Origin of the sequence: Amycolatopsis jiangsuensis, assembly GCF_014204865.1 — a bacterium.
In the GTDB taxonomy this organism is placed as follows: domain Bacteria; phylum Actinomycetota; class Actinomycetes; order Mycobacteriales; family Pseudonocardiaceae; genus Amycolatopsis; species Amycolatopsis jiangsuensis.
On the sequence record NZ_JACHMG010000001.1, the window covers coordinates 4,854,028 to 4,874,767 of the forward strand.

General features: G+C 68.4%; 19 protein-coding genes, 2 tRNA genes and 1 pseudogene. 7 read left to right on the forward strand and 15 right to left on the reverse strand.

Features of this window, described 5'->3' with window-relative positions; all coding sequences use genetic code 11:
• Nucleotides 1-7 precede the first annotated feature (7 nt).
• A pseudogene (locus tag BJY18_RS21775) lies at nt 8-922 on the reverse strand (LLM class flavin-dependent oxidoreductase); the annotation flags it as partial.
• A gap of 211 nt (nt 923-1,133) precedes the next feature.
• On the opposite strand from BJY18_RS21775, the gene BJY18_RS21780 reads away from it, so the two are divergent.
• The gene (locus tag BJY18_RS21780; protein ID WP_184781712.1) at nt 1,134-1,367 is read left to right on the forward strand and encodes a hypothetical protein; all 234 of its coding nucleotides are present in this window, start codon (nt 1,134-1,136) and stop codon (nt 1,365-1,367) included.
• A 24-nt stretch (nt 1,368-1,391) separates the two neighbouring features.
• Here BJY18_RS21780 and BJY18_RS21785 read toward each other — a convergent pair whose 3' ends face one another.
• Together BJY18_RS21785 and BJY18_RS21790 are read right to left on the reverse strand one after the other, a co-directional pair.
• Nucleotides 1,392-1,901 (reverse strand): SCO family protein, encoded by a 510-nt coding sequence (locus BJY18_RS21785; protein ID WP_184781713.1) that lies wholly within the window; start codon nt 1,899-1,901, stop codon nt 1,392-1,394.
• Between the two features lie 17 nt (nt 1,902-1,918).
• Nucleotides 1,919-3,520, reverse strand: coding sequence for a linalool dehydratase/isomerase domain-containing protein (locus BJY18_RS21790; protein ID WP_184781714.1), 1,602 nt, complete (start codon nt 3,518-3,520; stop codon nt 1,919-1,921).
• Nucleotides 3,521-3,629: 109 nt separating this feature from the next.
• Between BJY18_RS21790 and BJY18_RS21795 the strand changes: the two genes are divergently transcribed.
• The gene (locus BJY18_RS21795; protein WP_184781715.1) at nt 3,630-4,319 is read left to right on the forward strand and encodes a TetR/AcrR family transcriptional regulator; all 690 of its coding nucleotides are present in this window, start codon (nt 3,630-3,632) and stop codon (nt 4,317-4,319) included.
• A gap of 36 nt (nt 4,320-4,355) precedes the next feature.
• Here the strand turns inward: BJY18_RS21795 and BJY18_RS21800 are convergent, their stop codons facing one another.
• Nucleotides 4,356-4,955, reverse strand: coding sequence for a TetR/AcrR family transcriptional regulator (locus BJY18_RS21800; protein WP_184781716.1), 600 nt, complete (start codon nt 4,953-4,955; stop codon nt 4,356-4,358).
• A gap of 99 nt (nt 4,956-5,054) precedes the next feature.
• On the opposite strand from BJY18_RS21800, the gene BJY18_RS21805 reads away from it, so the two are divergent.
• Entirely contained in the window at nt 5,055-6,227 is a 1,173-nt protein-coding gene (locus BJY18_RS21805) for an epoxide hydrolase family protein (protein ID WP_184781717.1), read from the forward strand.
• Nucleotides 6,228-6,304: 77 nt separating this feature from the next.
• Here the strand turns inward: BJY18_RS21805 and BJY18_RS21810 are convergent, their stop codons facing one another.
• The 4 genes from BJY18_RS21810 to BJY18_RS21825 form a co-directional block, all read right to left on the reverse strand.
• Entirely contained in the window at nt 6,305-8,005 is a 1,701-nt protein-coding gene (locus BJY18_RS21810; RefSeq protein WP_184781718.1) for a thiamine pyrophosphate-binding protein, read from the reverse strand.
• 29 nt (nt 8,006-8,034) lie between these two features.
• Nucleotides 8,035-8,448: a carboxymuconolactone decarboxylase family protein gene (locus tag BJY18_RS21815; RefSeq protein WP_221457892.1), complete on the reverse strand. Its 414-nt coding sequence runs from the start codon at nt 8,446-8,448 to the stop codon at nt 8,035-8,037.
• 302 nt (nt 8,449-8,750) lie between these two features.
• Complete coding sequence (locus BJY18_RS21820) at nt 8,751-9,146, reverse strand: nuclear transport factor 2 family protein (protein ID WP_184784768.1); 396 nt, start codon at nt 9,144-9,146, stop codon at nt 8,751-8,753.
• Nucleotides 9,147-9,291: 145 nt separating this feature from the next.
• The gene (locus BJY18_RS21825) at nt 9,292-10,149 is read right to left on the reverse strand and encodes a LysR family transcriptional regulator (protein WP_184781719.1); all 858 of its coding nucleotides are present in this window, start codon (nt 10,147-10,149) and stop codon (nt 9,292-9,294) included.
• A 70-nt stretch (nt 10,150-10,219) separates the two neighbouring features.
• Here BJY18_RS21825 and BJY18_RS21830 point away from each other — a divergent pair, with 70 nt between their 5' ends.
• Both BJY18_RS21830 and BJY18_RS21835 read left to right on the forward strand, forming a co-directional pair.
• Nucleotides 10,220-10,537 carry a hypothetical protein gene (locus BJY18_RS21830; protein ID WP_184781720.1) on the forward strand — a complete coding sequence of 106 codons (318 nt, stop codon included), beginning with the start codon at nt 10,220-10,222 and terminating at the stop codon, nt 10,535-10,537.
• Nucleotides 10,534-11,163: an SDR family NAD(P)-dependent oxidoreductase gene (locus BJY18_RS21835; protein ID WP_312873920.1), complete on the forward strand. Its 630-nt coding sequence runs from the start codon at nt 10,534-10,536 to the stop codon at nt 11,161-11,163. The genes BJY18_RS21830 and BJY18_RS21835 overlap by 4 nt, the downstream gene beginning before the upstream one ends.
• A gap of 334 nt (nt 11,164-11,497) precedes the next feature.
• On the opposite strand, the gene BJY18_RS21840 is transcribed toward BJY18_RS21835, so the two are convergent.
• A complete protein-coding gene (locus BJY18_RS21840) occupies nt 11,498-11,872 on the reverse strand; it encodes a DoxX family protein (RefSeq protein WP_184781721.1) in 375 nt (124 codons plus the stop codon).
• A gap of 153 nt (nt 11,873-12,025) precedes the next feature.
• On the opposite strand from BJY18_RS21840, the gene BJY18_RS21845 reads away from it, so the two are divergent.
• Nucleotides 12,026-13,012 (forward strand): RNA polymerase sigma-70 factor, encoded by a 987-nt coding sequence (locus tag BJY18_RS21845; RefSeq protein ID WP_184781722.1) that lies wholly within the window; start codon nt 12,026-12,028, stop codon nt 13,010-13,012.
• Between the two features lie 930 nt (nt 13,013-13,942).
• On the opposite strand, the gene BJY18_RS21850 is transcribed toward BJY18_RS21845, so the two are convergent.
• The 5 genes from BJY18_RS21850 to BJY18_RS21870 form a co-directional block, all read right to left on the reverse strand.
• Nucleotides 13,943-14,016: transfer RNA gene (locus BJY18_RS21850), tRNA-Arg, on the reverse strand.
• Nucleotides 14,017-14,057: 41 nt separating this feature from the next.
• Nucleotides 14,058-14,147 (reverse strand) — tRNA-Ser (locus tag BJY18_RS21855).
• A 66-nt stretch (nt 14,148-14,213) separates the two neighbouring features.
• A complete protein-coding gene (locus BJY18_RS21860) occupies nt 14,214-15,923 on the reverse strand; it encodes a phosphatidylglycerol lysyltransferase domain-containing protein (protein WP_312873921.1) in 1,710 nt (569 codons plus the stop codon).
• Nucleotides 15,924-15,965: 42 nt separating this feature from the next.
• Nucleotides 15,966-17,945 carry an acetoacetate--CoA ligase gene (locus BJY18_RS21865; RefSeq protein ID WP_184781723.1) on the reverse strand — a complete coding sequence of 660 codons (1,980 nt, stop codon included), beginning with the start codon at nt 17,943-17,945 and terminating at the stop codon, nt 15,966-15,968.
• Nucleotides 17,946-17,984: 39 nt separating this feature from the next.
• A complete protein-coding gene (locus BJY18_RS21870; protein WP_184781724.1) occupies nt 17,985-18,617 on the reverse strand; it encodes a dienelactone hydrolase family protein in 633 nt (210 codons plus the stop codon).
• A gap of 104 nt (nt 18,618-18,721) precedes the next feature.
• Between BJY18_RS21870 and hisC the strand changes: the two genes are divergently transcribed.
• Nucleotides 18,722-19,777, forward strand: a complete 1,056-nt coding sequence (gene hisC / locus BJY18_RS21875) for a histidinol-phosphate transaminase (protein WP_184781725.1) — start codon at nt 18,722-18,724, stop codon at nt 19,775-19,777.
• Here the strand turns inward: hisC and BJY18_RS21880 are convergent.
• Nucleotides 19,770-20,531 carry a sulfite exporter TauE/SafE family protein gene (locus tag BJY18_RS21880; protein WP_184781726.1) on the reverse strand — a complete coding sequence of 254 codons (762 nt, stop codon included), beginning with the start codon at nt 20,529-20,531 and terminating at the stop codon, nt 19,770-19,772. The genes hisC and BJY18_RS21880 overlap by 8 nt on opposite strands.
• Between the last annotated feature and the right edge of the window lie 209 nt (nt 20,532-20,740).

The following is a 20,740-nucleotide window of genomic DNA, read 5'->3' on the forward strand; positions in this document are numbered from 1 at the left end:
TGCCCTTTCAGTGGGTGAATTCGCCGGTCAGTTCACCGACGGCGGCGACGGTCTCTTCCGCTCCGTCCGCGACGACGGTCGCGATGGCGACGTTGTCCGCGCCGGCGTCGAGGTAGTCCTCGATGCGTGCCCGTGCGGTGTCCTGGCCGCCCACGATGCCGAAGACGTCGATCCAGGAGTCCGGCATCTCCGCGGCGACCACCTCGGGGCCGCCGCGGGAGAGCAGGTCCGCGAGTTGTTCGTTGGCACCGACCGCGTCGAACAGCGGGCCGGGACCTGTTGCGGCGAGGTAGAAAGCGAGGACCGTTTTGAGCGCTTTCCGCGTCGCGGCCACTTGGCCGGGGTCCCGCGTGACGTTGGCCGCGGTGAGAACCGTGATCGCGATCCGCTCGTCGCGTCCGGCGGCTCGGGCGGCCTCGTCCAGTTTGCGCCGGGCACTCCGCACGTACTCGACCGGTGCGAGGGCGCTGACGAGCAGACCGTCGGCCAGCCGCCCTGTCAGCTCGAGCCCCTTGTCGCCGAGTACGCCGGTGAACAGCGGCACGCGGTCAGGAACCGGGTGGGCGATCGCGACCTGACGGAAGGTGGCGAACCGTCCCTCGGCATCGACCGTCTCCCCGTTCAGCAAAGCCCGGACGCCGGTGAGGGTTTCGCGCAGGGCGCTCATCGGCGACCGCTGGGTCAGGCCCATCTGCCCGGTCCAGCCTGGGACGCCGTGCCCGATTCCGGGGATCAGCCTGCCGGGGTGGGCGCGGGCGAGGGTGCTGATCTCCATGGCCAGCAACGCCGGATGGCGCGCGACCGAGGACACGACCCCGATGCCCACCGGAATGCGCGCCGTGGCACCGAGGGCGAGCGCGGCGCCAGCCACGCCGCCGAGGAAGAAGTAGTCCTCCGGGAGCCACAACAGACCGCCACCCGCGCTTCGGGCACGGCGCCGAACCGCGAAGGTCCTGACAGTGCACCGTGCACGACAGGCTCGAACCGACTCACGGGACCGGCGATGTCACCTCGATGGTCGCCGTGGCGGGTTTTCGCAGCCTGTTGTCAACCAGGATGAGATCGCGCCATTCTTTCTGAGAGTTCGTACGACATCGAAGAGATTCCGGCCCGCGAAGCGCACCATAAGCCGGGTGAGCTTCGACCTCACGTACCAGGGGACGAAGCCCGGGAAACTACGGTCGGCAGGCACCCGGCAGAAACAGTTCGACATCACCGACGCCGCCGGAAACGACGTCGGCCGGTACGTGCTCGAGCTGACCGCTCGCCTGCCGCAGCCGCTCGCCACGCTGGTCGTCGTGGCTCCGCTGGCGATCGATCTCGCGTTCAACGTGAACCAGGCCGGATACCGGGCCCTGCACCGTTGAGGGCGACTTCTACCGGGAAGTCCTTCAGCTGTTCCTGCGGTGGCGTGCGATTTCCCCGGCGAGGGCGGCAGCGAGTTCTTCCGCTGTGACGGTGTCCGTGTAGTGCGTGACGTAGTCGCCGTCGGGGTTCATCAGGAAGGTGAACGACGTGTGCGGCACGGTGTAGTCGTCCAGTTCGTCCGCACGCCTGGCGAAGACGTGATAAGCGCGCTTGGCTGCTTCGATCTCTTCCGCAGTACCGGTCAGCCCGGTGTAGCGGGGATGCCGGTCGCGGAGGTATTCGGCGAGCACCTCCGGCGTGTCGCGGTCGGGGTCGACAGTGACGTAGAGCGGCCGGATTTCGTCGGCGTCCCGCCCCAGCAGCTCCAGCGCCCGGCTGTTTCGGCTCAGCACGGCAGGACAAATCTGTCCACAATGAGTGAAACCGAAGAAGACGAGCATGAACTGCCCGCGGTAGCACTCGGGAGTGACGCGCTCGCCGAAGTGATCGATGAGCTCGAAGTGGCCGCCGACGCGGGCTTGCGAGGTTGGCATGCGAGAGACCTCCGTGTTCATGACCAGCGCAGGGCAAGTGTCGTCTCGGAATCGAGCGCGGTGCTGAGGTGAAGGGTGTCGCCGTCCGCGACGACACGCACCGCTGAGGAGTGCTCCGGACCGTCACTGCCGGCGACAGCGATCCCGTCGACGCTCAGCGTCCAGGGACGAGGCAGCGCATTGGCGACGGTCAGCGAAAGATCGGTCGGTTTGCCGTCGCGCGGGCGCGCGGTGAGCAGCAAAGTGCGGCTGTCGCGGTGATAGTAGGCGCGACGCAGGTCAAACGCGCCCTCCTGCGAGACCACACGCGGTTCGGCGAAGTGCTCGGCGGTCCACGGCCGGTTGTAGAGTGCCCAGAGCCCGTCCGGGACGTTGAGCCTGCTGTAGCCCAGCAGGACGTTGCCGGTCATGGTGTCGACGCCGGTCCGGTTGCCCTCGCCGTCCCACGCCCTGTCGTTGCGTGGATAGTACAGTCCGCCGTTCTCCCAGGTGGGGTTCATGAACCGGTCGGCGTGGGCGCGCAATCCACGCACGCGCTCGTCACCGAGTTCGGACAACGCGGCCGCGATGTACCCGAAAGTCGGATCCGTCGACAGGTCGGTGGTGTCGTGCGGAAGGTCCGCGGGCTCGCCGGCGTCCAGCGCGGCCCGGACCTGCGGGACGACAGACGGCGAGTAGTGCGAGAGGGTGCCGTCCGGCCCGGTTTTCAGCGTGCCGCGCAGCTGCCGGGGGAAGACTTCCCTTACGACGTCCCGATTCCAGGTGTTCATCACCGACGCCACCCACGCGTCGCCCGCGATGCCGCCCGGCGGGGCCAGCTGGTCCTGCTTCACCATCAGGAACGGGTGGAACGAGCCGTTGCCGGCATACATGCCCCGCCGCTCCCATGCCGCCGCGTAGGCGCTGGTCGCTTCCTCGGCGCGGGACGTCCCCTTGCGCAGGTCCTCGAACCGGAAACCCATCATGGGGAACTGGTTGCAGACGATGAAGATGCAGTTGGGTTCGCAGGCCACGCCCAGCCACCCGTTCTCCACCATCTGCCAGTAGATGACCTCGCCGAGAGTCGACCGCTGATACACGTGACTTTCCGGTGCCAGCCCCTGGAAAACCGGATCCCATTCGAACGTCAGGGCCCCAGGCGTGTCATAACGGTCGTCATCGAACAACGCCGCGTGCATACCGGTCATCATGTACAGGTGCCCGCTGTACATGATGTTCTCCTTGACCACCGGGTCGGTCCAGGGTTCGCGCAGCGCCGTGATGTCCGGGTCGAGGACGCGGGCACCACGGCTGGTCTCCTTCCAATAGCTCCAGACGTCGCGGCGCAGCATTTTCTCGACCGTCTTCTCGAAGGTCGGCTTGAGCGCCGACGGCGCGGCGGGCAACCAGTGATACTGCGCGAGCCCCAGCGTGTACGCCATGTATGCGAGCTGGTAGCGGTAGGCGTCGAACAGCTCCTGCCCGGGATCGACCCCGCCCATCTTCGACCAGTCACCCGGCAACTGGTTCGCGAGATTCTCGATATGACGCAGGTGGCCGATCTGAAGATCGTCGAGGGCCGGGACCTGGTCCGGATCGATTCCCGGCCCCGGATCACGAGCAACGAGTTCGGATGTCATGGCTTCCTCCTTCGTCAGTGCTCGACGGCGGCACGGAACGGACGAAGTTGACGGCTGTCAACACAGTATGACTCGGCGATTTGACAGCTGTCAACTACACTGGGGAGTGATGACGAGGAGCAGCGGCATGACGGGTTCACCGGATTCATCCGGGCAGCGGGCAGGCTCGCCGACGTCGGTACTCGGCGGCGATCCGGCCGAGACCGAACAGGCCATCCTGCGGCGGGGCCTCGACGCCTTCGCCGAGCTGGGCTACCAGGCGACCACGGTGCGCGTCCTCGCGCAGCGGCTGGGAGTCAGCCACAACTTCATCAGCGTGCGCTACGGCTCGAAGTTCGCCTTCTGGTGCGCAGTCGTCGATTTCGCTTCCTCGGAGGCGCTCGAAAGCGGAGGATGGATCTTCGCCGAGGACTACGAGGACGACCAGGAGCTGATCGCCGCCTCCGTGCGCAAGATCTACCGGGTGTCCGCCCAATTGCCCCAGCTGCACCGGATCGTGGCCGACGAGGCGGCCCGGGACTCCGAACGGCTCGACTACCTTTTCGAGCGCTACCTGCGCCCCTTCATGTCGAACGTCGAACCGAGCATCCACCGGCTGGTCGCCAAGGGGATCATGCCGCCGGTACCCGTGCATCTGCTCTACTTCGCGGTCATGGGGCCCACCAGCGGGCTGATCCAGCAGCCGCTCGCCCGCAAGTTCGGCCGCCCGGAACCGTCCTCGGACGACGAGGACATCCAGTACGGGCAAACACTGGCCGGCCTGCTCCTCAGCGGGATCATGCACAAGCCGGGAGCGTGACCGGCGCCGCCGAGAATCGCACGCGGCCGGGCGGGGTCACGGCCGGTCGTCCACGAGAGCGGTTGCGCGCGTTTCAGGAACTCCGAGCATCAGCAGGCTCGTGATCGTCGCTGCTCGGGAGCCGAGGGGCCCGTTCGACCGGTCGCTGTCCGCGATCGTGAAAACAGCGCCGTAGGCAAGCTGACTCAGGATGTCTGCCGGCAGATGCTGGGCGAACACGTCGCTGTCCTGGCCCTGTTTCACGAGGTCGGCGAGGAGTTCATCAACCGGCCCGAGCAGGCCGTGGATCGCCTCGCCGTACTCGCCACGGCGAAGCGCCAGCAGGACTCGGTACCGGTGCGCCACCGGCCAGACGCGGGCGATGAATTCGACCCACGTCACGTCTGCTTCCGAGTGGGAGGCGTTGGCTTCGGTGAGCACGGTCGTCATCTCGGTGACGGCCCGTTCCGTGAGTGTCCGAACCAGGTCGAGGCGCGAGGGGAAGTGGCCGTAGACGGTGCGGCGGACGACGCCGGCGGCGGCGGCGATGTCGCCCATTCCGGCGTCGGGGTTGTCTCCCAGCAGATCGAGGGCGACGTCGAGGATGCGATCGCGTGTCTCGTTCATCGAGCGCGCGCGGGAGGACTCGGCGGGCACGGCACCATTGTTGCACACTGGTGTGCAATGACGTAGCTTGCACACCAGTGTGCAACGAAGAGTTGCGCTGTGCTTCGAAGCTCAGGAGAGAAGAAGGCAATGACCGCACCGACCCCGCCGACCCCGCCGACCTCGACCCTCGTCCGCCCGTTCACCGTCTCGATCTCGGATGCGGAGATCGACGACCTGAAGCGGCGACTGGCCAGAACCCGATGGCCGGATCCGGAAACGGTGGGCGACTGGTCGCAAGGGGTTCGCGTGGCGAACGCCAGATCTCTGGTCGGCTACTGGGAGCACGGCTACGACTGGCGGCGCTTCGAGTCCGAGCTCAATCGCTTCCCCCAGTTCCGGACCGAGATCGATGGGCTGGACATCCACTTCATCCACGTCAAGTCCCGGAATCCCTGCGCGATGCCGCTGATCCTCACGCACGGATGGCCGGGCTCGATCGCCGAGTTCCTGAAGCTGATCGGCCCGCTGACCGATCCGGTTTCGTTCGGAGGAGACGCCGCCGATTCGTTCGACGTCGTCATCCCGTCGCTCCCCGGGTTCGGGTTCTCCCAGAAGCCCACGGAGACCGGGTGGACCGTATCGCGCATCGCCAGCGCGTGGGTGGAGCTGATGAAGCGTCTCGGCTACCCGAAATGGGCCGCGCAAGGCGGCGATTGGGGTGCCGTCGTCACCACCGCACTCGGAGCCATGCACCCTGAAGGGCTGCTCGGAATCCATTTGAACACCCAGTACGCCCTTCCCGCGCAGATACCCGGCACCTTGTCGCCCGAACAGCGCCACACCGTCGAGACCCTCGCCCTCTACACCGGTGAACTCGGTGGGTCGAACCACCTTCAGGGCACGAAACCGGAGACTGTCGGGTTCGGCCTGGCGGACTCTCCGGCTGGGCAGGCAGCCTGGATCTACGAGAAGTTCCAGTCCAAGACCGACAACCACGGGCTCGCCGAGGACGTCCTCGGCATCGACGACATGCTGGACGCGATATCCCTCTACTGGTTCACCAACAGCGCAGCGTCGTCCGCCCGCATCTATTGGGAGAACAAGTCGCTCACTTTCGCCGGCCCGAAGCTGTCGCTTCCGGTCGCGGTGACCGTCTTCCCGAGGGACATCCCACGCCTGCCACGAAGCTGGATCGAAGACACCTACCACAATCTGATCCACTACGGCGAGGCCGACAAGGGCGGGCACTTCGCGGCCTTGGAACAGCCCGAGCTCCTGGTCGGCGAAATCCGCACCGGGCTGCGCACCCTTCGTTCCTGACGCCGACGCGCGAGCTCAGGCATGGCCACCCGGCCGTCGGACGAGGGCCCCGAGCGGAAGTGGCTGTCCCGCCCGATTCAGGCCGGGCCGGCGATCTTGTCGCGGAGCACCTCGGCTCGCTTCCGGACCACGGCGGCGGTCTCGTCCGGGTCCACCCGCACGTCGATGACCGTGGAAAGCCGTGCCGCCGTGGCCTCTTCGACGGCCGCGCGCAGGTCGTCGACGGACTTCACGGTGCGGGCCACCGCTCCGAGGCCGGCGGCCACGCTGCCGACGTCGATGCTCTGGCCGAAGAGGTTCCACGGCTTGGACTCGCCGAAGACGATGACCTCGCCCGCGTGGACCATGCCGTGGCCGCCGTTGTTGAGCACCACCCAGATCACCGGGATGTCGTTGTCCACCGCGGTGTGGATCTCCGCGCCGGTCATCGCGAATGCGCCGTCCCCCATCAACGCGACGGCCGGACGGTCCGGCCGGGCGAGCTTCGCGCCGATCGATGCCGGACCCGCGTATCCCATCGACCCCAGACCGAGCCCGACGAAGTACGTTCCAGGCTCCCGCACCCGGTGGCATTCGCTCGCCAGCCCCATGCAGTTGCCGATGTCGACGAACAGCAGGGTGTCCGGCGACAGTGCTTCGCACACCGTCTCGACGGCGGCGCGAGGAGACAGCATGCCTTCCATGCGGTCGGCGTCTCTGCGCACGGCCACGGGCAGGGGCTCGAATTCCCGACGTGGCACCACGTCACCACCGAGCACCGCCAGGCTCTCGAGCGCTGCGCGGGCATCCGCGATCACCGCGACGTCGGTCCGGTAGGTGCGGCCGATGACGTTCGGGTCGATGTCGATCTGCACCACGGTGCGGCCGGCTCCGAGGGCGGGGGCGTAGCCGCCCGTCTGGAACTCACCCAGGCTGCTGCCCACCACCACGAGCACGTCGACGTTCTCGCCGAGCAGGTACGACTCGGCGGGGGCGTCACCGCCGAACCCGAAAACCCCCAGCGAGAGCGGGTGGTCTTCGGGGAAAGCACCCTTGCCTTTCGGGGTCGTGGCAACGGGAATCCGGAACTGCTCCGCCACGGCACGCAATGCCGCACATGCGTCCGCGACGTACACGCCGTGACCGGCGAGAATCACGGGGCGCCGGGCTGTGGCGAGGATGTGGGTGACGGTGCTCATCGCGGCCTCGTCCAGCGTCGGCGGCTCGGCCTCGTCGTCCACCCGCGGCGACACCGGACAGGGCGCGATCGCCACGTTGTTCGGCACGCTCAGGTGCACCGGACCACGCCGTCCGGCAAGCGCCTCCCGCACCAGGTCGCTCGTCAGCGGACCGGCCTCGTCGGGGTCCATGACCAGCTCCGAGCGCTTCGCGAGGTGCCGGTACAGGCCCACGATGTCCAGCGGTCCCCCGGGACTGCTGTCCTGGAACGCGCCGCGACCGAACTGGCCGACCGCGACCTGGCCGGTGAGCACCAGGACCGGTGCGCAGTCGTGCCACGCGGCCGCGACGCCCGTCACGGCGTTGGTGGCGCCCGGTCCCGAGGTCACCGCGCACACCCCGAGCCGGTGGCCCGCCTGGGCGTAGCCCATCGCCATGAACGCCGCGCCGTTCTCGTGCTTGGCGAGTACCACGCGCAGGCCCGCCGACTCCGCCGCGAACAGCAGCGGCGTCACCGCCCCGCCCGGCACCGTGAACACGTGCTCGGCGCCCGCTTGTTCGAGCGCTCGGACGATCGCGTCGGCGGCCGTCTCGATCAGCGTTCCTGCCTTTGGCGACATGGCCTTCTCTCTCCGGCTGTGGTGGTACCTCACTGGTCGCCGGAGCCGATGATTCCCTTGTCGATGAAGACCTCCCGCGCGACGCGGGTGGCGGCTACGGCTCGCGGGAACCCGACGTACGCGGCGGTGTGCAGGATCGCCTCGACGATCTCGTCCGGCGACAACCCGGTGTTGAGCGCCAGGCCCAGGTGCACGCGCAGTTCTTCGGTCTCACCGAGGCTGATCAGACAGGACAGCGTCACCAGATGGCGGCGCTGCGGGTCGAGTCCGGTGCGGGAGTACAGCTCGCCGAAGACGAACTCCACGACGAAGCGCGCGAGGTCGGGCGTGACCTCGTCCGCTTGCGCCATGGCACGGGACAGCGCGGGATCACCTCCGGTGAGCCGGCGCATCGCCGCCTCGCCACGCAGGAAACGCTCCGAGCCCGCGGACGAGTCCGCCATGCCGCCACCTCTCCGCCACCCTCGTCCCGGTAAGCCTCGTCGCGGTGAGCAACGTCCCGATGGGCAAGGTCAGACGATATCGGCCGCCGACCGCCACTGGTAGCCGATCGGTAACAACGGGTAACCTTGGTGCCCGTTGATCCTTTTCCCTGCGACCGACTCGTGACGACGGGTTTTCGGGGATATTCCGGCGAAGAGGGCCGCGTTGGGGTCGGGCTGGGATCGGACTGGGGTCGACTGCCCGCACTTCCGCGCCGACGTCACCGGCACTGATGCCGATGGAGACCCTGTGGCAGATCGCCTCAGTGCTCGCCGCCGGCGGCTGCCTTGATCTGCTCGAACCGAGCACTCATCTGCCGCGCAACCGCCTCGGCCGCGCGCAACGGGCGGACCATCACCATGAAGTCGGCGATCCGGCCGTCGGCGTCGTACTGCAGGAAGTCGCAGCCGGTGACGTCGAGCCCCTCGACCTTTGCCTCGAAGACCAGTGCGTGGTCGACGCCGTTCGGGTCGCGGATCTCGCGGATGTAGTGCAGGTCCTCCAGCAGCTGGATCACCTCGCGAAGAATGGCCGAGGTGATCGCCTTGCCCCGGTAGGGCTTGAACGCGACCGGGCTACGGAACACGACGTCCTCGGCCAGCAGTGCGTCCATCGCAGCCGGGTCATGCGCCTCGACAGCCTCGCGAAACGTCCGCACAGCCACTCCCCGCTCCTGCACATGATCGAACATCGCCGACCCTATGGTCGGTCTGTCGTCGTGTCCAGCGAGGTGAACTCGACTCACGGGCCGCCTCGACAAGCAGGCTCCGGGGCCCGCCGCGGCGCAAGACAGGAGCGGCGCCCTACACCAGGCCGGCCGCGTGCGGCTTCGCCTCCAGGGCGGCGGTCACGAACGACGCGACCAGTGGCCGGCGGTCCTGCTCGTTCCAGGCGAGTACGAGACGGCTGGGTGGCGCGTCGGTCACCGGGACGCACTCCACGCCGACCTGCATCGGTTCGATCAGTGAGCGGGGCAGCACGCCGACCATCCGGCCCACCTTGACCATGTCGACCAGCTGGACCACGTCGGCGACCTCCGGGCCGGTGCCGGCACCACCGGGAACGTCCTTCCAGTGCGGCAGGGTCTCGCCTTCCAGGTCGGCCATCCGGACCGACTTCCGGCCGGCCAGCCGGTGCCCGAGCGGGAGGATGGCGACCCGGTCCTCCGTGCGGAGCGTCTCGTGGGCCAAGCCGTCGAGATCGTCGAACGGCGCGTAGAGCAGGCCGACGTCCGCCCTTCCGTCGCGCAGGAAGTCGGTGCGGTCGGCAGGACCGCTGAACAGGACGTTGACCCGGCGGGCGCCCGGCTGCTGGGCGTACCCGGCCAGGATCCCGGACAGCAGACCGCCATCGCCGCCCGGCTTGAGCACGAGCCGCAGGGGAGCCTGGGTGTCGCCGGCGCGACGGGCGTTCCGCACCGCCGCACCTACCGCGTTCAGCGCGTGCCTGCCGTGCTCCCGCAACGCCTCCCCAGCCGGGGTGAGCGACACCTGACGGCTGGAGCGGACGAACAGCGCGACCCCGAGTCGTCCCTCGATCCGCCGGATCGCCTTCGACAGCGCGGGCTGGGCGATCGACAGCCGGGCGGCCGCCCGGCCGAAGTGCAGTTCGTCGGCGACCGCGATGAAGTACTCGAGCTCCCGCGTCTCCAGCTCAATCATGCCTCCAGGTTATCGCCGAATGTCCAATCGGTCTTGGACGGCGGCGGCAGGACAGGCGAAGAATCGAGGCATGCTCACACATACGATGATCGTTTCCTTCAACGAGCCCCTTCCCGACGCCGAGCTCGACCAGTACCTCGCGGATATCGAACAGGCGATGTTCGACACGGGTTTCGCGCAGTCGGTCGCGACTCGGCGGCATGTTCCGACCCCCGGTGAGGAGGCCATCCCGGCGCTGATCGCCACCGCGATCGTGCAGGTCGCCGTGGCCGACACAGACACGCTGGCGAAAGCGTTCACCTCGCCCAGCCTGCACCAGATGATCGACCGCTGGCAGTCGCGGCACCCGTACAGGGTCGCGTGGGCAAACCACGAGCCGCTGTCGTGAGCGCCTTTTCCGGGAAACGCGGACTGGTGACGGGCGCGGGCAGCGGAATCGGCCGCGCGGCGGCGATCGAGTTCGCCCGGCAGGGCGCGTCGGTCGCCGTGCTCGACGTCGACGAGGACGCCGCGGCCGAGACCGCCGCGATGATCGGCAAGGACGGCGGCGAAGCGCTGGCCGCAGCCGTCGACATCGCGGACGAAGAATCAGTGCGAGCAGCCGTCGACCGCACGGTCGCGGGGTACGGCGGCCTCGACTTCGCGGTCAACAACGCCGGCATGTCCTCGCGCGGGCTGCTCGACCAGATGCCCCTGGACGGGTTCGAGCGGGTGGTCCACGTCAATCTCGCGGGAACCTTCCTGTGCCTCAAGCACGAGTTGCCCGCGCTCGACCGCGGCGGCGCGATCGTCAACGTCGCCTCCAACGGCGGCCTGGCCGCGATACGCAACGCGCCCGCCTACGTGGCCGCCAAACACGGTGTCGTCGGACTGACGAAGGTCGCCGCGGTGGACTACGCCGCGCGAGGCATCCGCGTCAACGCCGTCTGCCCCGGCCCGACCCGCACGCCCGGCTTCGAGAAATGGGCGGCGAACACGGAATTCCCTTCGTCACCGGCACCACCCTGTCAGTAGACGGCGGCCGCCGGGCCTGATGGCCGCGCGCGAGTGGCGTTCTGTCATCGAGACATAGGCAGGGCCGGTCGTTCAACTCGGCGATGACGTGGGCGACCGATCCCCGGCTCCTGTGCTGGGTCCCTCGGGAGAAGTACGCGTGGGGCAGACCGTGGGAAGCACTCCGTTCGATGGTTCTCGGTGATCGCGTCGCCCGGAGCGGGAGTCTGCTCGACGGATTCTCTGGCTTGAACTTGATGTCGATCTCGACTCGGCCGTTGCCCGCCCACTACGAGGTGCTGCACGTGTCACCGGGCCCCGAGGCTGACCCGATGGGCGCGGGAGACGGACCACGTCAGTGGAACGGGACCAGTCCGAACCGTCCCCACGCGACGAAGACCACCCCGGTGAGGAAGAGCAGGTCACCGAGAAGTTCCTTGTACTCGGCTCGGCGCATCCGCTCGGTGGCGGCGCCCGCCATGTACAGAGCCATACCCGAAGCGGCCACCGGCACGAGGACGGGCACGATGTTCAGCAGGCCGGGAAGAACCAGGCCGAGCCCGCCGAGCACCTCGATGGTTCCCATGAACTTCACGTTGCCGGAGGTGAAGTCCTCGGGCCAGTATTGCCTTGCGGCGTATTTCTCGTACGGCCAAACGAGCTTGACGACGCCGCCGACAATGTAGCCGATGGCGAAGAGGCCGGCGACGATCCAGAGTGCGATGTTCATGGTTGTGCTCCCGACTGCGATCACGCTTCCGGAAGTGAGACGGGATAGCCTCCGTCGGCGTGACATCGCCTCGGCGCCGGACCGACGTGTCACAGCCCGAAGCGCTACGCCGTCCTGTACCAGAGGGTCTCGTGAAAGGTGGGAAGCGTAGAGGTGGCACGACAGTTCGCAGATGCTCAGGACCGAGCGGCGGAGTTCGAGACGCTGCGCCCGACGCTCTTCTCGGTGGCCTACCACATTCTCGGCAGTGTCACTGAAGCCGAGGACGCGGTCCAGGAGACGTGGCTGCGCTACGCGACCACGGACGTCGAGCCGGACTCTCCGCGGGCGTACCTGTGCACCATCGTCACGCGCCTGTCCATCGATGTTCTCCGCTCGGCGCGGGCGCGACGGGAGACGTATGTGGGGCCGTGGTTCCCCGAACCGCTCCCGACCGACGCCGGCGACAGCCGGTCGTGGGGCACGGCCCCGGCCGTCGATCCGGTGCAGGCGGCGGAGTTCGCTGACTCGGTGTCGATGGCGGCGCTCGTGCTGCTCGAACGACTCAGCCCGCTGGAGCGCGCGGTGTTCGTACTGCACGACGTCTTCGGCTTCGAGTACGCCCGGATCGCCGTGATCGTGAGCCGGTCCGAGAGTGCGTGCCGTCAACTCCGCTCCCGTGCCCGTCGCCATGTCGACGCCGGACGCCCGCGCTTCGAGGCCGACCGTCGCGAACGGTCAGAACTCGCCGATCGGTTCTTCGCAGCGCTGCAGGACGGCGACGTCGAGGCACTCGAGGTCTTCCTGGCCGCCGACGTCGCGACGATCAACGACGGCGGCGGCATCGCCGGTGGCGCCGGTGGGGTCTATGGCGCACGGCGCGCCGCGCGGCTGCTTGCGAACGCAGTCTCGCCACTGCTCGCTCTGGACGCGACGCTCCGGCAGTGCGAGCTCAACGGACAGCCCGGAGCGGTCGTCCGTGACCGCGACGGTCGCGTTCTCGCCGCGTGGGTACTGGAGATCCTCGACGACCGGATCCAGACGATCCGTTCCGTGACGAACCCCGAGAAGCTGGCGCACCTCGGGCCCGTCGGCGATCTGCCCGCGACCGCACGCGAACGCAATCGCGCCCGAAGGTCCGACCGGCGCGACAGCGACTGAACGGTGTGCCGTTCAGTCCCTGCCGACGGCAGTGCGGACGATCTTGCGCCGCCGGGTGGAGCTCGGCGCGGAACTGATCGATACCGCGCAGGACCACGACCGGGTCACGGCGTCGATCCGGGTCGGCGACGAGATGCACATCGTCCGGACGCGCTCGTTGGCTGCGACCGCAGCGCAGCACCGGCGCAAGCAGGCCAGGATCAGCTTCCTCGGGAGACCTGGGATAGGCAGCGCATGCTCTACGGACCCACTTGTCAATTGCGGCAATGAGTTCCGTCTTCGAGGCGTAGCCGCGCCGGTAGTTTCCTCGTGTTCGAACGTCGACCAGAACGACTCGGAAGTGCTGTTGTCCCAGCAGGTCCCGGTCTCGCCCATCGACCGCCGCAGTCCGTGCCCGAAGCACGCACGCGCTGTCAGATGGGCGGTATATTCGGCCGCCCCGGTCGGAATGCGGGATCGTGCCACGACACGGCCACCGCGGCGTCGATGGCGTCAGTGACCATCGCGGCGCTGATGTGGCCAAAGATGACTCCGCGACCATGGCGAGGTGATCACAGCGAAGACCGCGGCCAAGATCATGGCCGGGTTGGGCTCGAGGGCATGAGCCCACGCACCTTCGAGGTCAAGACGAGAATCACTCTCCGTGATCAAAGATCGGTCTCGTTGAACCTCACGGAGAAGGCCGGAGTACCGATCAGCATCCTCAGCCTGTGGGCCGGGCACTACAGCCCAAGCTTCACGTACGAGCCAGCGAGGGCGATCCGGCCGCAGCGATGCGGGCTCAGGCCGAGCTGCAGAGGTCGACCTGATCTAACAGTACAAGCGTACGTGATAAATTGTGAGATAGTTTCCCCGCGAGAGACAAGTAGGGGCCTTGTCTCTCAAGAGAGACAAGGCCCCTGACCTGCTTATACTGTCTCGACCAGACAGTGCGCCCGAAGGGATTCGAACCCCTGACCTTCTGATCCGTAGTCAGATGCTCTATCCAGCTGAGCTACGGGCGCGTGTTCAGTTGTAACCTAGCACCTGCCGGAGCAGACACCAGCGGAGGCTCCGGGATTTGAACCCGGGAGGGGGGGTTACCCCCAACCGCATTAGCAGTGCGGCGCCATAGACCAGACTAGGCGAAGCCTCCTGGGTCCACACGACCACTGCTCAGATAGGTTACACACCCCCACCACCCACCGTGAAGGTACCCCCCTCAACGGTGCAGCAGGCGGCGCATCCAGGGAGAACGGCCGCCAAGGCCCTCGGCCTCGAAGGTGGCGATGCCGACTCTCGGCAGGGAACCCACGCCCGGGTACACGAGGTAGCGCGGGACCCACCGGGGCTGGAACTTGGCGTTGAACCGGTACAGGCTTTCGATCTGGATCCACCGGGAAAAGAAGTGCAGCACCTTCGCCGACAGCCTCGCGACCGGGCCCGCGCCGATGCGCTGGCCCTGTTCCATCAGGGCACGGAAAGCGGCGAAGTTCAGCGACACGTGGTCGACGCCGTGTTCGCGGGCGTACAGCAGGAGCTCCGAGATCATCAGCTCGTTGACGCCGTTGTCCACATTGCGGTCACGCCGCATCACGTCCAGCGACAGGCCCTTTTCGCCCCACGGCACGAATTGCAGTACGCCACGGACCCGGCCGTCCTGTTCCGCGGTGACGATCATCGAGCCGGCGTCGCCCATTCGCCCGAGTGCCATGGAGAAACCGCGTTCGGTCTCCGTGCCACGCCAGGCGGCGGCCAGGTCGCTCAGCTCGGGCAGTTCGCCAGGGCGCAGGTCCTCCGCGTGGCGCACCAGCACCTTGTACCCGGCCCGCTTCGTCCGCGACGCGGCCTGCCGCACACCACGCATGGTCCGGCCCTCGAGGGTGAAGTCCTGGGTGTCGACGACGGCCTCGTCACCGATCTCCAGCACCTCCAGGCCGAACCGCGCCCACACCGTGGCACCCAGTTCGGAAGCCCCCATCGCGGCCGGCACCCAGGCGTTGCGGCGGCAGATCTCCAGGTACTCCTCGATCGCCCCTTGCCACGCCTCGTGGTCGCCCAGGGGGTCGGCCGACGTCAGCGCGACGCCGGCGATCACCCGGAACGTCACGGCCGCCTTGCCGGACTTCGAGAAGACCGCGAACTTGTCCCGCCGCAAAGCGAAGTAGCCCAGCGAATCGCGATCGCCGTGCCGGCGCAGCAAGGCGTTCAGCCGCGCCAGCTCGTCGTCGGACAGCTCCGGCGCCGGTTCGGCCGAGCGCAACAGGAAGTACGCGGCCAGCAGCACCCCGCCGAGGCTGAACACCAGCCCGACGGTCGCGGACAGGTCCTCCAGCCACTCCTCGCGGAACACCGCCGGCCCGCTCACCCCGGTCAGCGCCAGCGCCGACTGCGTGAGCCGCTGTGGGAAGGGCAGCGGGTCGAGCATGCGCGGCGAAGCCATCGACAGCAGCAGCACGTTGATCACGAACCCGGCCAGCAGCAGCTGCGCGAAAACCCGCGCGGCCCGCCACCGACCGACCGTCGGGTCCGGACGGGCGATGAAGTACGGGCGGGTGGCGAGCAGCCCGGCGAGCAGGATGACCGAGACCAGCCCGGCGCCGAACGAATGGCGCAACCCCAGGTGTGACAAGGTCAACAGCGCGGTGAAACCCACCGCGAGCTGCCAGGCCCGGCGCTTGCGCCGGCGCAGCCCCGCGGCCAGCAGGATCAGCAGCACGCCGATGACGATCGCCACCGCGGCCGCCGCGGTCGTCGCCTCCTGCGGCAGCTCGAGCCATTTCGCCAGGTGACCACGCAGGTCACGGCCGATGGGAACGACGACGCTCACGATCGTCATCAGGCCGACGAGCCGGGTGACCCACGTGATCGCGACGACCGACGTGACCCCCGCCACCTGCCAGGTGTGCTGCGCGCGCGTCCCCGTCACCACGCGTGCAACACGTACAGCCGAGCCATGCTTCCCCCGTTTTCCTCACTCCACGGCGAGCTCCACGAACGGCGTCAACGCGGCCGGGTTGGCCAGCGCGTCCTTGCTCACCGCCCGCTCCGGCGCGACTCCGGAGAGGATCTTCTTCACTGGTACCTCACACTTCTTACCGTTCAACGTACGGGGGATCTCGGCGACCACCACGAAGCGGTCCGGAACGTGTCGTGGCGACAGCGCGCTGCGCAGCTGTTTGCGCAGCTCGGGCTCGATTTCGGCGAGGGTGGCTCCGGGGGCGATGACCAGGAAGCAGAGCAGCCGGCCGTCCTCGTTGCCGACCGCCGAGGTGTCCACCACCAGCGAGTCGGCGACCTCGTCGAACGCCTCGACGACGCGGTAGAACTCGGCCGTGCCCATCCGCACGCCGCCGCGGTTGAGAGTGGAATCACTGCGGCCGTAGATGACCGCGGAGCCACGCCGGGTGATCTTGATCCAGTCCCCGTGCCGCCACACCCCCGGATACATCTCGAAGTACGCCTCGCGCAGCCGCGAACCGTCGGGGTCGGCCCAGAAGTACACCGGCATCGACGGCATCGGCTCGGTGATCACCAGCTCGCCGACCTCCTCGACGACCGGTTCGCCCTTCTCGTCGAACGCCGCCACCGCCGCACCCAGCGCGCGGCAGGAGAGTTCGCCGAGCCACACCGGCACGTCCGGCGCCGCGGCGACGAAGGCCGCGCACAGGTCGGTGCCGCCGGACACCGAGCAGATCTGCACCGACGGGCCGATCTCGTCGGCGATCCAGCGGAATCCCTCCGCCGACAGCGGCGCCCCCGTCGACCCGAGCGCGCGCAGGGCGCCGAGGTCGTAGCGCTCCGCCGGTTTCAGTCCCGCCTTGAGGCAGCTCTGGATGAACGGCGCGGACGTGCCGAAGTAGCTGATCCGGTGCTGCTGCGCCAGCTGCCACAACACGTTCAGGTCGGGGTGGCCGGGACTGCCGTCGTACAGCACGATCGTGGCGCCCACGGTGAGGCCGGAGACGAGGAAGTTCCACATCATCCAGCCGGTGGTGGTGAACCAGAAGAACCGTTCGCCCGGGCCCAGACCGGACTGCAGGCCGAGCGCCTTGAGGTGTTCGACGACGATTCCGCCGTGCCCCTGCACGATCCCCTTCGGCAGGCCCGTCGTGCCCGAGGAGTACAGCACCCACAACGGATGCGCGAAATCGACCGGTTCGTAGTCCAGCGGTCCGCCGCAGTGCTCGGCAAGCAGTGCGCTCCAGTCGATCGCGCCCTCGACGGTCCCCTCGCCGGCGTAGTTCACCAGCACGGTGGCTTCCAGTGTCGGGATCTGCTCCTGCAGCAGTCGCACCGTGTCGCACACATCGAACGAACGCCCGTTGTAGGCGTACCCGTTCACCGCGACGAGCACCTTCGGCTCGATCTGGGTGAACCGGTCGGAGACCGCGCGGATGCCGAAGTCCGGCGAGCACGACGACCAGATCGCGCCGAGCGAGGCCGTGGCGAGGAAGGCGATCAGGGTCTGCGGGCAGTTCGGCGCCAGTGCCACCACCCGGTCGCCCTTGCCGACGCCCAGCGCGGCCAGCCCGGCTCGCGCGGCGGCGACGTGCGCGCGGAGGTCGCCGAACGTCAGCTGCTCGGCGAACCCGTCCTCGCGGTGGAAGATCACGGCCAGCTCGTCGTCGGCCTTCGCCGCTCCGGCCACGCCGGGGCTGAGCGCGTGCTCGGCGTAGTTGAGGGTGCCGCCTTCGAACCACTTGGCCGTGGGCATGGCTCCGGACAGCACCTCGCGCGGCTGCTCGTGCCAGCGCACGCCGGAGAACTCCGCGACCGCGGCCCAGAACTCCGGCACGTGTTCCACCGAGAACCGCCACAGCTCGTCGTAATCGGCCAGCTCGACGCCCTGGCGCTCGCGCAGCCACTCGCGGAAAGCCTCGATCCTCGTGCCGGCGACCTGGCCGGGTTCGGGTTGCCACAGCACTTCGGGAACATCAGCGTTCGGGGTCACGCACCGAAGCTAACTGTGGCCATCACCACCGGCAAGAGCTCACCGCAGGTGTGCGTCGAACCAGTCCAGGGTGCGTTGCCAGGCCTCCTGCGCGGCTTCCGGATCGGCGTCGAAGCGGTGGTTCGCACCGGGGTAGTGGACGACGTTGGTGGCCACCTTCGCGGTCGACGCGGCTTCTCGCAGCTGCTCGACCGTGGCCTCGCCGTCGGCGTCACCGGCGTCGCCGTACATCCCGAGCCACGGGCTGGTGACCTGGCCGGCGATCTCCAGCAGCCGCGGCAGTTCGGCGACCGCCTGCCCGCCGACGCTCACCGCGGCGCCGAGCTTGCGACGCGACGCCACCAGCAGTGCGGCCGTGCCGCCGAGGTCGAAGCCGACGACGCCGAGCAGGTCGGCCTCGACGCCGCGGTCGAGGAGCCATTCCAGTGCCCGGTCGGTCGCGTCGAGGAGGTCCTGCTGGGTCAGGTCCGCGTCGCGTTCGAGGTGCGGCGTGACCGCGAGCCAGCCCTCCCCGGCGAGGCTCTTGACCAGCAGCAGCACACCGTCGGTGACGCCATCGCCCTCGTGGAGCACGATCAGGCCGCCGCGGCGGGCACCCTCGGGTTCGGCGAAGGTCAGGCGCACCGCGCGGCCGTCGGTACGCTGGTGATCCAGGGTGGTCGTCGACGTCATCGCCTCATGCAATCACCTCGGGGTGAACATTGGGAACCTTTGCGGATCCGCGGAGGCGAGATACGGTGACCGAGCCGTCCCAGCCAGCCCCCAGGAGACCGACGATGCCGTCTCTCGCCCCCCGTTCCGACCTCGATTCGTTGCCGAAGTACGTCCCCGGCCGGACGATCGAAGGCGCGATCAAGCTTGCGAGCAACGAGGTACCCGGGGGACCGCTGCCGAGCGTGCAGCAGGCCGTCGCGGCCGCGATGACCAGCGTGAACCGCTATCCGGACAACGGCGCGCAGGCGCTGCGTGAGCGCCTTTCCCAGGAGCTGAAGGTGGGTCAGGAACGGCTCGCCGTCGGCTGCGGTTCGGTGTCGCTGTGCCAGCAGCTGATCCAGGCGGTGTGCGGGCCGGGCGACGAGGCGCTGTTCCCGTGGCGCTCGTTCGAGGCTTACCCGATCGTCGCCCAGGTGGCGCACGCCACCGGCGTGAAGGTCCCGCTCACCCCGGAGCACGGCCTCGACCTCGACGCGATGCTGGCGGCGGTCACCGAGCGCACGAAGCTGGTCTTCGTCTGCAATCCGAACAATCCCACCGGCACCGCACTGCGCCGCGACGAGATCGAGCGGTTCCTCGACGCCGTGCCGCCGCACGTGCTGGTGGTGCTTGACGAGGCCTACCAGGAGTTCGTGACCGATCCCGAGGTCCCGGACGGCGTGGAGTTCACGCGCACGCGGGACAACGTCGCGGTGCTGCGCACATTCTCCAAGGCCTACGGGCTGGCCGGGCTGCGGGTCGGCTACGCGGTGGCCCCCGAGGCGATCGCCCAGGCACTGCAACAGGTCTACGTGGCGTTCTCGGTGAACTCGCTGGCGCAGATCGCCGCCATCGCCTCGCTGGACGCCGCGGACGAGCTGCTCGCCCGCTGCCAGGACATCGTCGCCGAGCGCGAGCGGGTGCGGAACGCGTTGCTGGACATGGGCTACGAGATCCCGCCGACGCAGGCGAACTTCGTGTGGCTCCCGCTCGGCGAGCGCACCGTCGCCTTCGCCGAGCACATGCTCGACCGGAAGCTGATCGTGCGCCCGTTCGCCGGCGACGGCGCCAGGGTGACCATCGGAACCCCGGAGGAGAACGACCAGTTCCTGACCGCGGCGCGCGAGTTCGCTATTTGAGCAGCAGCTGCACCACCGCGGCGAGGCCGATCACCACGATCACGCCACGCAGCACCGCGGGCGGCAGCTTCCGGCCGATCTTCGCGCCGAGCTGTCCGCCGACGGTCGAGCCGAGCGCGAGCAGCCCGATCACCGGCCAGCTGACCGGGGCGACGAAGGCGTAGATCACGCCGGCGACCACGTTGACGACCGCGGAGAGCGCGTTCTTCACGCCGTTGAGCCGCTGCATGGGTTCCGAGAGCAGCATGCCCATCACCGCCATCATCATCACGCCCTGCGCCGCGGTGAAGTAGCCGCCGTAGATGCCGATCACGAAGAGCAGTCCGAACAGCAGCGGGCCGGGTTTGTGCTCGCTGCCGCTGGCCTCCCGGCGGCGCTGCACCCACTTGGACACCCGGGGCTGCACGATGACCAGCACCACGGCGAGCCCGACGAGCACCGGCACGATGGTCTCGAAGGCATCGCCGGGCAAGGTCAGCAGCGCAGCGGTGCCGCCGATCGCCCCGAGGAACACCGAAACCGAGAACCGCGCGACCTGCGGCCAGTACCCGACGAGCTCGGCACGGTATCCGTAGGCGCCGCTGATGGTGCCCGGCGCGAGTCCGACGGCGTTCGAGGTGGTCGCGGTGACCGGCGGATACCCGAGCGCCACGAGCACCGGAAAGGTCACCAGCGTCCCGGATCCGACCACCGTGTTGATCCCGCCCGCCCACACTCCGGCGACGAAGATGATCAGGGCGTGCCACCACGTCATAGGGGGACCCTAGGCACCCCACCGGCTTCCGGCGACGCGATGTGTCCGGACCGACACCCAGGAGCACGGTTCGCGGCGGGCGACCCGAACCGGCTCGCACGACCACCTCGGCTGAGGCCCTGCGCGTACCTGCGATCCGATCTGATGCCGCCGTGTCGGAATCGCGCTACTCTCTTCACAAGTTTGTGAAGACCGTGCAGCCGGGGGTC